The 15662-nt window shown below is 36.3% G+C and carries 1 protein-coding gene (only partly in view); it reads right to left on the reverse strand.

Going from position 1 to position 15662, the window contains the following annotated elements; all coding sequences use genetic code 11:
* Window positions 1-15046, reverse strand: partial view of a PKD-like domain-containing protein gene (locus tag ACKTTV_RS08440; protein ID WP_408030389.1) — the 5' portion only. Its footprint begins 25307 nt before the window's first position; only the first 15046 of its 40353 coding nucleotides appear in the window; it begins with the start codon at window positions 15044-15046; the stop codon falls past the left edge of the window.
* Between the last annotated feature and the right edge of the window lie 616 nt (window positions 15047-15662).

Genomic DNA, 15662 nt, shown 5'->3' on the forward strand with positions numbered 1-15662 from the left:
CATCTGTTCCTTCGACTATTTCAAAAGTTGTAGTTGCTGAAGTTGAGTGATTTTCCCAAGTTGCCGAACCATCAGAAGGTGTTAGGGTTGCCCAAGTTTGTTCATTGAACTCATCAAATGAACCATAGATATTAGTTCCTTGCAATGTTGGGCATTCCACAACATCAAGTACACCATCATTATCATCATCTATATCTCTTAAATCACCAATACCATCGCCATCAGTATCGATACAAACGCTTAATGAGCTGTTAACCGCAAATTGATAAGTAGAACTATAATTAATATTTCCTGTTGTGCCATCCTCAAATTGATCTAGCAATCCATTACTGTTAGCATCTGTTCCTGTGTTAAAGTTTACAATATCATTGTTTGGCACTAAGGTATTTCCTGCTTCAACCCCATCACTACATCCATCACCATCACTATCTAAGTCTAAATGATTAAAGGCTGAATCGGTATCTGTATCTTCACTACAATTATCTTTTGGATGTAAACTTGCTTGATAGGTCGTAGGTACTTTCGGTACAATTTCATAAATACGGTTGTAATATGTTGCTCCTGAAACTCCTAAAAGCCTATATCTTGTATATCGCTGACCTGTTTGATTTAAGGTATACGTATAGGTATTACTTGTAGTTTCAGTTTCGTTTAATACGCCTGTAACATCTACCCAATTACTTCCATCATATCCTTGCCATTTAAACGTTGCTGATGTTCTGAAAATACTATAATTGAAAACAACATCTATTTCAGAAAGTTCTACTGGGAAAGCCATTTCTAATTCATAAACCGTTTCTCCAGTAATATTTGTATTTAATGCTCCGTAAGAAGCAATATCGTTCAGTACACCATCATATAACTCTGAGAATTGATAAGCCGCATTTGTGCTATAATTTGTTAACGAAGTTGTTACGTTAACAATAGCTACTTCTGAAGAATCATAATAACAAGTAGGTGACTCCACGGCATCTAACGCACCATCATTATCATCATCTAAATCACTTAAATCATTAATACCGTCGCCATCAGTATCGGCACAAACACTTAAGAAATTACTTAAAGCATACGTGTCATAAGTAGATGTATAATTAATATTTCCTGTTGTACCATCTTCAAATTGATCTAACAATCCATTATTGTTGGCATCTGTTCCTGTGTTATAATTTGTTGTATCGTTACTTGCTATAGCCGTATTTCCTGCTTCTACGCTATCACTACATCCATCTCCATCAGAATCTAAATCTAATCTATCTGGAACCGTATCACCATCAGAGTCGGTTGTACAAGTAGGGCTATTGTAACTAGAAAATTGAACATTATCCAAGTATAAATCATTATTACCTGTATGCACATGGCGCATAACAATTTTTAAATCCACCGTTCCAGACACAGAAGAAATACCGCTAAAAGAATATTCAGTCATTGTACTACCAATATTCCCAGGAGCTGTTCCTAATAATTGATCACCGATGTAAACGTCAAATCCATCTTGAGTTTGATAAGCTGTACTCGTACTCAATGACCCTAAGTCCATTGTAACTGTAATTTCATCACCAGGATTCACTGTTATTGACTGTGTTAGTGAAACTTCCCAGTTCGAATCATTATTAATTAAATAACGACCACCCGAGGCGCTTCCCAAAGAAGGAGAAACAGTCCAGCCAGTAGCATCATTAGTGGCAAAATCTCCATTAGTAACCGTAGGTGTTGTATCGCATTCATCAATATCTAGGACACCATCATTATCATCATCAATATCCACTAAATCACCAATTCCATCGCCATCGGTATCGGTACAAGCGTTTGCTGTATTACTTGTGGCAAAATAGTAAGTAGCTGTATAATTAATATTCCCAGTTGTACCATCTTCAAACTGATCTAATAATCCATTATTGTTAGCATCTGTTCCTGTATTATGATTTACTATATCATTATTTGCTATTGGTGTATTACTTGTTTCAACACTATCACTACATCCATCTCCATCACTATCTAGGTCTAAGCTATTGATTAAACTATCTCCGTCCGTATTTTCAGAATAACACATATTTGTAACCAAACTAAATCCTTCATCGCGAAGATCAGCCACTCCAGCTAATGCCACATGTGAAGTAGTTAAGCTAAACTCAGTTGGTAATAAATTTGTATTGAATATAATTTTCCATGTTGGTGGTGCAGCATTTTCATATTCTGCCGCTTGGAAAATAGCTTGACCAGAATTGATTATAGTTCCGTCAGCGATATCTAATTGATTATCTGGGTCAACAACAGTAGCTGTTATGGTTGGTGTCCAAGTAAGTGTTATTGTTTGCTCATCGTTATCATTTTCGGCATCCGAGTTTCCTAATAGATTTGGACCCCACTCAACAGATTCAATCATTCCTCCAGTTTGAGGAGTAATTGTCATTGTTGCCTCATAATCTCCTAAGTTTGTATCATCAACAACATAATGTAATCCTCCAGTTACTGGAACTATATTTGCAGCCACCAATGCTGCACTTAAATTATTAAATTGAATATTAAAATCCGCAATTCCAGAACCCTTCGTAAATGTTCCTTCAATTTGTTGACTACCCGCAGTTAAAACTGTATTGGTCACTGCAGCCGCTCCTGTACCACAAGCTAACTCCTGCGTATCTAATACTCCATCGTTATCGTCATCAATATCAGCCAAATCGTTTACACCATCACCATCAGTATCAGCACAAGCATTCGCTAAATTAGTTGTCGCATAATGGTAGGTAGATGTATAATTAATATTTCCTGTAGTACCATCTTCGAATTGATCTAACAATCCATTATTGTTAGCGTCAGTTCCAGTATTAAAGTTTACAATGTCATTATTTATTGCTAATGTATTTCCAGATTCAACGCTGTCACTACATCCGTCTCCATCACTATCTAAATCCAAGTGGTTATACACGGTATCTCCATCACTATCGGTAGAACAGCTCGATTTTGGATATAACTCTGAAACAAAATTGTTTATATCAAAAGTAATTTCTCTAACACCACTATAATAATTAGTTCCTGCGACTCCATAAATTCTATACTTCTGATAGACAGTATTTGGGTTAATACTATTCACAAATGTATCGGTACCATTAGCTACTGTATTATGCGCTGCTGCAACTGATAAATCAACCCATGCGTTTCCATCATATCCTTGAAGTTTGACCGTAGAACTAGCATTGGTTGTCATATACCAGTTTACCATTTCAAAATTAATGGCATTAATAGCAATAGGAGCCACCGGTGTAATTTCAAAAAGAGTTACATTGACAATATTTTGTGTTGGATTGAATGAAGAATAGGTAGCTGAATCATTATCAAAACTTCTTTCAATTCCTTCATTTGATCTTGTTGTTAATTCAGTTGTAACATCCGAAGGTATCGTTAATTCTGATTCTTTATAATAGCAATCTGGTGATTCTGTTGCATCTAAAGCACCATCATTATCATCATCTAAATCAACTAAATCATTCACTCCATCACCATCAGTATCAGCACAAAAATTTAAGAAATCACTTAACGCATATTGTGCATAGGTCGAAGTGTAATTGATATTACCTGTGGTTCCATCTTCAAATTGATCTAACAATCCATTTCTATTTGCGTCGGTTCCGGTGTTATAATTTGTAGTATCATTACTAGCAATTGCTGTATTTCCACCTTCAACACTATCACCACAACCATCACCATCACTATCTAAATCTAATCTATCAGGAATTGTATCTCCGTCAGTATCTCTATCTGAGAAAATATCGGTACAATCTCCGGCTGAAATTCCTGTTTGTATATAAGGAGCGGTACCTATTGGCATTACATTTTCGATAGCCACACTGATACTCATTCTGAATTCATTTCCACCACCAGTCCATGCAATTTGATTATATACCCCTGGGAAGATTACTGTAGCATCACATTCACAACCTGCAATATTGTTTCTAACTGTAGCAACACCTCCTTGAATTACAATAACATCATGAGAGAATGTTGCTCCTGTATTCATTGAACTCATCATTAAACGAGGGTTCAATACAGGTTTGTCAAAATCAATTGTATGTGCTCCAACATGATTTGAAGAAATCGAAGCATTTGTTGCATTGACAGGAGGACAAAAATCGTCTGTTTGGAATGGTCCATCAAAACCATGTAATATACTTGAGGCTACGGTTACATTTACCAATTCTCCTTTTACAGTAACTGTTCCATCGATTTCAGTATATCCACTATTTACATAAGGTGCACTTACCCAACTTACATATTGATATTCTGGATCAAATTCACAAGAAAAACAAGACCTACCATTCGTAGACTCTTGATTGTCTAAAACGCCATCGTTATCATCATCAATATCAATTAAATCACCAACACCATCACCATCTGTATCAACACAAACACTCAATGTATTATCAGTTGCATAACTATAGGTAGATGAATAATTTATATTTCCAGTGGTTCCATCTTCAAACTGATCTAATAATCCATTGTTATTTGCATCAGTCCCTGTATTGAATGTTGAAGTATTATTGTTCGTTACTAGCGTATTATTTGCTTCTACACTATCAGAACATCCATCACCATCACTATCTAAATCTAAATGATTGAATGTTGAATCCGAATCTGTATCAACAGAGCAATTGTACTTAGGATATAATGACGGTTTATACGTACTACCATCAACTTTTGGAACAATTTCATATATACGGTTATAATAAGTTGTTCCTGAAATTCCTAGCACCCTATATTTTGTATACTTCTGCCCTGTTTGGTTTAAGGTATAAGTAAAAGTATTATTAGTCGTTTCTGTTTCATTTAATACACCTGTTACATCAACCCAATTGCTTCCATCATACCCTTGCCACTTAAAAGTTGCTCCTGTTCTAAAAATGCTATAGTTAAATACAACATCTATTTCTGAAAGTTCAACTGGAAATTCAAGATCTAATTCATATACAGTTTCACCTGCAATATTGGTATTTAAAGCTCCATAAGCTCCAATATCATTTAGTACTCCATCGTATAATTCAGAGAATTGATATGCTGCATTTGTACTGTAATTTGTTAAGGTAGTAGTTGCATTGTTAAATGCAACCTCATTTTCAGCGTAATAACATCCTGGAGACTCAACAGCATCTAAAACTCCGTCATTATCATCGTCTAAATCCGATAAGTCATTTATTCCATCACCATCGGTATCGGCACATACACTTAAGAAATTGCTTAATCCATATTGTGCATAGGTCGAGGTATAATTTATATTTCCTGAAGTTCCATCCTCAAATTGATCTAATAATCCGTTGTTATTTGCATCCGTTCCAGTATTATAATTTGTAATATCGTTACTTCCTATTCCTGTATTTCCTGCTTCTACACTATCAGAACACCCATCACCATCACTATCTAAATCTAAATGATCTGGTACGGTATCACCATCGGTATCAATACTAATACAACCACCAACGATTGGTACTACTTGATCTCCTTCTAAAATTCTTACTCCATCTATAACGGGATAATTATATGCAGATGCCCCTCCTGTATGATTGTCCGTTCCTGAATTGGTAAAGAACTCCAATCTTTGAGTTGTTGCTGTAGCCGTAAATAAAATTCGTTGCTCTTCCCAAACTTGGTTTCCTTCACCTAAATAAGGTTGCTCGTTACTAAACTTTGTTTCGCTTCCAAAAACTATTTCATAACGTGCATTATCATTCAATTGTGTAGTTCCTTGGACTCCAGCATGCGCTTGGTAAAACACTAATGTATACTCTTGACCTATGGTTAAATCTGTTACATCGGTATAAAAAGATTCCGCTCTTGAAGCATTATTAGTATAACCACCAACAAAGACCCCTCCGTCAGGTGATGATGGTGTTCCATCCGCTATTCCTCCCCAAGTTCCTGAACCCGTTGTTGGCATTGGAGATAGCCAAGAATCTGCACTTCCACTTCCATTGTTCCATCCTCCTGCAGTAACATTACTATTATAAGCATCAGTACTTGCAACACCGGCTAAATCCTCAAAAGTTCCATCAACCCCTAAATCAACACCTGTATTACAATTTGAACCTTCATCAGCATCTAAAACTCCATCATTATCATCATCGATATCAATTAAATCACCCACTCCATCTCCGTCAGTATCAGCACAAACATTTAATAGGTTATTTGTAACATATACATAAGTAGAATTATAATTAATATTCCCTGTAGTTCCATCTTCAAACTGATCTAACAATCCGTTGTTATTTGAATCGGCCCCAGTATTGTAATTAACAATATCATTGTTAGGAACTAAGGTATTTCCATCTTCCACACTATCACCACAACCATCACCATCACTATCTAAATCTAAACTATTTATCGTGCTATCTCCATCCGTATTTTCTGAATAACATACATTTGCAACCAGTGAGAATCCTTCATCTCTTAAATCAGCAACACCTGCAAGTGCTACATGTGATGTATTGATTTGGAAAGCAGAAGGTAATAAGTTTGTATTGAAAACTATCTTCCAAGTTGGTTGACTTGTATATTCATATTCGGCTCCCTGAACTATCGCCTGACCCGAACTTATTATTGTACCATCGGCAATATCTAATTGGTTATCTGGGTCAATAACTGTTGCTGTTACCGCCGGACTCCAAGTTAAGGTTATTGTTTGTTCGTCGTTATTATTTTCTGTGTCTGTGTTTCCTAAAAGGTTTGGTCCCCATTCAACACTTCCTAATAAACCACCTGTTTGAGGTGTAACTGTAAGTGTTGTTTCATAATCTCCCAAGTTTGTGTCATCCACTACATAATGTATACCTCCAGATCCAGGAACGATATTTGCAGCAACAAGCGCTGCACTTAAATTTGTGTATTGAATATCAAAATCAGCAATACCGGATCCATTTGTAAAGGTTCCTTGAACCTGCTGACTTCCTGCTGTTAATACAGTATTACTAACCGATGCTGCTCCCGCTCCACAAGCCAATTCAACAGTGTCAAGCGCTCCATCGTTATCATCATCAATATCTACCAAATCATTTACTCCATCTCCATCGGTATCGGCACATGCATTTGTAATCGTGCTTAAGGCATAATAATATGTAGACGTATAGTTAATATTTCCAGTGGTACCATCTTCAAACTGATCTAATAATCCATTTGTATTGGCATCTGTTCCTGTATTGAAATTTACAATATCATTGTTAGCTGCTAAAGTGTTTCCTGCCTCTACGCTATCGCTACATCCATCACCGTCACTATCTAAATCTTGATGATTATAAGTGGTATCAGTATCGGTATCAACATTACATGAACTCTTTGGATGTAAACTAGACACATATCCAGTTGCTACCGTTGAAGTTATTTCTCCAATCGTGGTTGAAGTTACTGTATTACCACCGTTTACTCCTAAAATTCGATAATACTTATACTCGTTGGAATTTGAACTAGTAAAAACTTTGTTGGCAGTTGTTGCCATATCAACATCAGTACTGGCATCTACCCATGTTACGGCATCAATTGATCCTTGTAATTTCGCTGTAACTCCAGCTCCCCAAGTAGTATTATTTACAAGGGTTACTTGTGATAACTGAACAAGAAATGGATACTCAATTAAGAATAATTCAGCTCCTGCAATTGCTTGACCTGCATCAAAATTGAATGTGTAAGTAGTTGCGTCATCATGAAGTAATTCTATGTCTCCATCGAGTTGGCTATCATCAGGACTAGTTAACCCTGAAGTAACTTTTACTATGACTCCAATTTCTTCTTCAGTATAAAAGCAACCTGGAGATTCAGACTCGTCTAAAACTCCATCATTATCATCGTCTAAATCTACCAAATCGCTAATACCGTCTCCGTCAGTATCTGTACAGCTATTCAGAGTTTCTGAATTCGCATACAATCCATACGATGACGCATAATTTATAGTTCCAGAAGTACCGCTTTCGAATTGATCTAATAATCCATTTTGATTTGCATCGGTACCTGTGTTGTAATTTGTTATATCGTTATTTGCTATAGATGTGTTTCCAGATTCAACACTATCAGCACATCCATCTCCATCACTGTCTAAATCTAAATGATTTGGTATTGTATCACCATCCGTATCAATATCAGAACAGAATAATTGCGAATTCGCTGCGCCAATATCAATGGTTAATCCTTGGTTAGCTCCTGCATATTCATTCACATATAGTTTAAGTTTATCTCCCTCTTCAAAATAAACATTGTTAATACCAGGACTTGCTACAGTCCAATCTGGTTCGCAGAACAATACTGTTTCTGTTCCGTTTTTATCTTCTTTGATAGCCATTTTACTATCATGTGTTCCTGATGAAGGTAAAAGATCATAGAATCCTTCTTCAGAAGCTGTAAATGTGTGAATATGCTCTACGATCCAATGTGTTCCAGTTGGATTCGCCCCAGTAACAGAACCTCCATTTGAATTTAAAGTAGATAATAACGTAGTTGGTCCTCCGTTGTACCAATCAATTTTTAATTGTCCTGGAAACTCATTCATAGTTCCTGAAGCAATTAAAGTTGCAGCACCAATTCCTAAATTATCTCCACAACTCGGTCCACTTCCTCCTTGATATACATTAATATCCCAGGCACTATCATAATTTGGTGTTGTTGAACATTCTCTTTCTACAAAATCTAAAATACCATCATTATCATCATCAATATCAATCACATCTCCGATTCCATCACCATCAGTATCAGCACATGCACTGATAGCATTTACTATTGCATAATTATTATACCTAGAATTATAATTTATATTTCCTGTTGTACCATCTTCAAACTGATCCAACAATCCATTATTATTTGAATCAGCTCCTGTATTATAATTTACAATATCATTATTTGCAATGTTGGTATTGGCAGCTTCCACTCCATCTGCACAACCATCCCCATCACTATCTAAGTCCAAACTATTAATTAATGAATCTCCATCCGTATTTACGGAATTACAAACATTCGCTATTAAACTATAACCTTCATCTCTTAAATCAGCTACACCCGCCAAAGCAACATGCGAAGCATTGAATTCAAATTGAGATGGTAATAAGTTTGTATTAAATACTATTTTCCAAGTAGGTTGGCTTGTATATTCGTATTCTGCACCCTGTACAATTGCTTGCCCCGAGTTAATAACTGTTCCGTCAGCTAAATCCAATTGGTTATCTGGATCGACAACAGTCGCAGTAACAGCTGGGCTCCATGTTAATGTAATGGTTTGCTCATCATTATTATTTTCAGTATCTGAATCTCCTAAAAGAGATGGTCCCCATTCAATACTTTCCAACAAAGACCCTGATTGTGGTGTAACGGAAATTGTAGCTTGATAATCTCCTAAGTTTGTATCATCCACCACATAATGTAACCCTCCAGTATATGGAATAACATTAGCTGCAACTAAAGCAGCGCTTAAATCCGTAAATTGTACATCGTAATTTACTACACCCGATCCATTTGTAAAAGTTCCTTCTATTTGTTGGCTTCCAGCGGTTAGAACCGTATTTGTCACGGCAGCTTCTCCGCTTCCACATGCTAACTCGGTCGTGTCCAGTGCTCCATCATTGTCATCATCGATATCCACTAAATCGTTGGTTCCATCTCCATCCGTATCGGCACAAGCATTGGTTACCGCACTTAATGCATAATAATAAGAAGAAACGTAATTTATATTTCCTGTAGTTCCATCCTCAAACTGATCTAATAAACCATTATTATTTGCATCAGTTCCTGTGTTGTAGTTTACAATATCATTACTTGCAGGAGTTGTGTTGCCCGCTTCTACACTATCAGAACAACCGTCGCCATCACTATCTAAATCCAAATGATTGTATACTGTATCGCCGTCTGTATCTAAAACCGCACTACAAGCTGAACTTAAACTTATAAAATCTAAACCAAAAAACTCACCTCCAGCCCCACAATCTGCAACAGCACTGGTAATAGTTTCTACTTCAACTTTAATTTGATCTAAGTCTTTTAAAACATCATCTAAATCTGTTCCCCATTCTGCGATTGTTAAAGGTACAGAAAGAGATTGCCATCCAGCGTTTATAAGCCCTGAAACAGGCAACTCTGTTGTTACCTGAGTTCCTCCTCCTGAAAGTACTAATGTTAAAGATGTTATACTTTGACTACCACTCCCATTCATTGTTGCATTAATCCATTCGAAAGAAAAGGTTCCTCCTAAAGTGGCAATTGCATTTCTATTCATATTGTTGGGTGACTGGAAGTCGGTCTCATTTGCTCCTCTATCAAATTGGATTAAATACCCACCTCCACTTGGGCTGTTTGCCACATTACCAACAAGACAAGAAACGGCCGAATCAGTATTATGATTTACCGGATCTGTTCCCGTTCCATCAACAATTTCCCAACTTTCATTATCAACTCCAAATGAAAAAGTTACATCTCCTGAATAACATTCTCCTTCATCAATATCTAAAATACCGTCATTATCATCGTCTATATCGGTTAAATCATATACACCATCTCCATCAGTATCTGCACAAACATTTAAATAATCAAATAACGCGTATTGTGAATATGTAGAATTATAATTGATGTTTCCTGTAGTTCCATCTTCAAACTGATCTAGTAATCCGTTTGAATTGGCATCGGTACCTGTATTATAATTAACGATATCATTACTTGTATTTACCGTATTACCTGCTTCAACACTATCAGAACAACCATCGGCATCACTATCCAAATCTAAATGATCTGGAATTGTATCTCCATCGGTATCTTGATTGATGCAATAATTTCTTTTTAAATAAATATCTCCAAAGGCAACATCTTGAGCAGAAGCAGGATTGTTTTCATACATTTCTACTTTGGCAATATTATCACTTCCAGATTGATAACTAAACACAGTTCCACCATCGGGAGCCGTATTTGAGTACAAAAGATTATCGTCGCTATCGTATACATTAAAATAAAGAGTTCCTCCATTTCCTGACGGATCACCGTGCATTTCTATATAGTTGACATTATTTGCGAATGTCATTCCGACTCCTGACCAATTTAAGGTTCCAGAAGTATTTGCTCCTCCGATAACAAGGTTGCCTACAAAACCACCATGCGAAGATCTTATTACTGCTGGATAACCACTTAATGAATAAAAGGTCATTCCATATGAACTTTCAAGTTGGTTACTTAACTCCGAACCAGAAGTTATAGAAGAAAGGTCTACTAATGTTCTTGTGGCAAATGATAAAGAGCAATCTCTTTCCATGGTATCTAAAACACCATCATTATCATCATCTATATCAACCAAATCACCTATACCGTCTCCATCTGTATCAGCACACACATTATCAACTGAAGTAATTGCATAATTATAGGTAGAAGTATAATTTATATTTCCAGTTGTTCCGTCTTCAAATTGATCCAGTAATCCATTTGAATTTGCATCTGTACCTGTATTATAGTTTGTTATATCATTGTTTGCTTTTAGAGTATTTCCAGCTTCTACACTATCTGAGCACCCGTCAGCATCACTATCTAAATCTAAATAATCTGGAATATTATCGTTATCTGTATCTCTGTATGAATAATCAACTGCATTACAAACAGAAATACCATCAATAGTTACATCAGTATAAGAACTTACAGTAGTTGAAACTGGAGTAAATTGTAAAGTATGTGATGTTGCTGTTGCTGTAAATGGTCCAACATAAACCGTTTCCCATCCAGTAAAAGATGGATTTGTTGTTGGAAGCTCCATCGTAGGTGCAGCCATTGTTACACCTGCAAAGGTCACATCGATATAACCACTATTTTGCGCCCAATTCCTGATAAGACCTTGATGAAATCCTATATAATAAGTCTCTCCAATTACCAATCCACTTACCGTTTGATAGATAGCCTCAATATAATCGTTACTATTACTTACCATTCTAACAAAGGTTCCTCCATCGGGTGAATCTGATAATAATCCTGCTACACCATCAATAGTGCTACTTCCGTCACCTAAATCTGTTGTATTCGTTGCACTCCAATTGGCAGGAACTGTTCCATTTGGCATTGTACTTGCTGTTCCATCAAAAGAAGCATTACTAATTGAAATTCCTCCTAAACAAGTGCTTGTAAAGTTTCCATATTCAGTTACATCTAATGCTCCGTCATTATCATCATCAATATCAACATTATTTAAAATCCCATCGCAGTCTAAATCTCCTGTTGCTTCTACAATGGTTGTTCCTTCACCATTTTCGCCACTATAACAATCATTAGTTCCATGATAAAAGGCAGCATAATATATCCCTTGACTCACGGCTGTAGGATCTGTAACCCTATTTGCATTTGTTGCAGGAGTTCCTGTATGCCAAGTTAACACGGTATTAACCAAACCATTACTTGCTGTTATTGATGTTAAATCGATTGTTCTTGTTGGACATGAATTCGATATACTCGTAGAAGATAATACTGGTGCATTAATACCTGCGGGACAAGTAAAACATTCATATTTTGATACCGATACAGCATCAATTAATAACAAAGAAGAAGTTCCACCTGCTGGTGAAAGTCGAATATATTGATAATTACTTCCTACAGTATCAGGAATAGTATACGTTATAGTATCATAGTCTCCATCAGTTTGCGATGTTGGAGTTATTTCATCAGATTCTGCAGTATAGGTAACATTATCTTCAGAAAACGCTATTGTCATTCCACGAGCATAACCACTCCATCTTCTTACATACATGGTAATTTCAGAACCTCCTGAAAAAGTATCTGTATACGTTAAAACTGTAGCCGTTGTATTATAAATACTGGTTCTATTAGCAACAACATCTGTTGCCACAGAGGTAATATCTGACACGCCTGTAGCTCCATCAACTGAACCCCAACTAGCATTAGCATTTGGTGTTGCTGATGTTGCATGCTGCGGGTTATTTATTGATCCAAATTCGCAATCGGCATCAATTGTAACAGGAATAACGCAAGAAACCTCTCCTGTGGTGTTTTCTACTTGTAGATGGATCGTATAATCTCTTGGAATAGTTAAAGCAGATGAATTGGCGACAGATAATTCTCCTGTTCCCGAATTAATCTGAAATATTCCTGACAGCTCAGAAGGTCCTACTATTGTCCAATTAGCTAAGGTAGAACCAGAACTTACCGTTGCGTCAACTATTCCATTTCCTGGATCGGAGACTCCTGTTAGCACACTCCCATTGGAAATACTGCCGAGAATTAACGAAAAACTTTGATTCCCCGTTATTTCGGGAGGTAATACCTGGTTAACATTTACTAATCCTCCTGTGAAACCATCTTGAGGAGTTGTACTTGTTGAGCCTGTTCCGTGAGTTCCTCCTGCAGCGTCTAAGGTTATTGCCCCAGGGATAGACGAAGTGCTTAAAAACAAAGCACCACCACCACCTCCTCCTCCAGAAGAGTGATTACTAACCGCGTTTCCACCGTTTCCTCCTCTCAAGGTTACCGAAATTGCTCCAGAAAATGTAGTTGCATCGGTGTAAAAAGTACCTCCGGCACCACCTCCAGCAGAACCGTCGCCAGCACTACTAGCATCTCCATTTTCTCCATTTGCAATAATAGCACCGCCATTTCCATTAATTTCATTGGCAAAAATAAAAATGATTCCTCCTCCAATTCCACCAACACATACACCACCATTATTACTATCTCCAGCACCGCCACCGCCACCCATAATTGGGTATCTAATAACTGTTGGTGATTGTCCTCCTAATCCAGTTCCGCAGCCTCCGAAAGCATTACCTCCAACACCTCCTGATTCTATGATATTTGAACCTGCATACTCACCTCCTCTACCACCATTACCGAAGTTTCCTCCTCCAGCTCCAGCGGCATTTACCCAGTTTCCTGCTCCACCTCCATTGGCTTGGCTTCCTCGTTTTCTATCTCCAACAGTAAATTTGGCAATTCCTTCACCTTTTTGAGCTCCAGAAGTACCAACATATCCTGGTGTACTGCTATCAGTTAAGTTTATTGCTCCTCCTCTAAACCCTGTATTAGACATATTTATGTTCGCATCTAATTGCAAAACATTAGCTTTAATTGCTACCACACCTCCTTTGGTTCCGTTAAAGGCAAGTCCATTGATTTCTGAAGTAACCGTTGTTAATCCATTTGAGGAGTAATCAGGAACTTTAATAATTTGAATTGTATTGTTAACATTATAAGAGTTACTCAAGCTTGCAAACGATATGTCATTTGAAGAAACACCAGTTATATTCACCAATTCGTAGTTTCCAACACCGTTACTATCTAAAACCGATCCGTAACTTTCATCATCTGTTGTGCTAATAATTGCACCTTGCATTTGAATTATCATTACTAGATCACCAGTAGTAAAACCAGTTGCGTCATCTACTGTAAATGTTGTTCCGGAAATACCAGTAACCGCTGCATAGGTGTTTACAGTACCTCCTATATTTTGTAAATTATATTGGTAATTTTCTATTTTCCTCGGATATAATCCTTTTCCTTTCTCTAACTTCCAATCACCATTTTTACCAGTTATATTATCAGACGCTGCTATGGAAACTCCCAAATGTTTCTCTAAAAATGCAACAGTTTGCCTTCCTTTTTCTCCTTTGGCGAAATTACAACCGTAAAAGCTAATCGACTTTAAGCTGTTTCTATCTATATTTAAATCATAAAACCAATCTATTATAGCTTTTTGGTTGAGCCACTCTCCATTCACAAAAATCTCACCTTCTTTAGCATGAGTAAACACTTGTAACTCCTCTGGTGCAAAGATTTCTTTAGTAGAATAAAGAACATCAATTGCTAAAATAGATTTCTCTATTTGTAATTTTCCTTCTAGATTCGGCTCTATGAATACTAATGATTTCGGGGAAGATTCGAGACTGAGATTATGATAAGAAAGAACTTCATTATCTTTTGAATTATTTTGATTATGCACTCTTTGATCGTGAGCATAAATCTTAAAGTTTGTAATAGTTAAAATAAATGCGATAGTAAAGAAGATAATACCACTCCTTTTAGCTAGTATTTTTTGGGGGAATAATAGCATACTGTAATTTTTAATTTTGATTTTTTCATTCGAGGCAGGGGCTGCCAATTCATTAAACTAGGTAATAAAGCGATAAGTTGTAGTTTTCTTAGTTGAAAGAACAAAATGCTACGGTAAACTGCTGGTTATATACAGTTTAACATAAATTAACATTTTAAATTTTTCTTATTTAATTCCATATTTATTCCTTGTTATCTAATTATTTAAGAAATAGAGGCTATGAATTATCGATGTTTGAATCCTGAATTTGTGGATAAATAATCGCTGAAGGTTCGGGGGTAATTTTTACGTTTCATAATTTTGATAGTTGTCCTGATTAATTCATCCCATAGAAATATAGGATATAGTCATATCTTAATTATGTAGTAGGAGTAAAATTGATTAACTAATTAAAGACAGTTCCTTTCTTTCTCTTTATCATTAATTATCAGGCACTAATATAATAATTTTAACATAATTTCACACTTTAAAATAGAGTGATTTTTTGTTTTTTTTGTAGATAATGCTATTTTCCTAATAAAAAAACCATGTTATAACTAACATGGTTTTATGAATTAAGATAAGACTAAATACGAGTATTATTGATTACTCGATTTTATATTATCAGCTCCCTTGA

Source organism: Tenacibaculum xiamenense, from assembly GCF_964513065.1.
GTDB lineage: Bacteria > Bacteroidota > Bacteroidia > Flavobacteriales > Flavobacteriaceae > Polaribacter > Polaribacter xiamenense.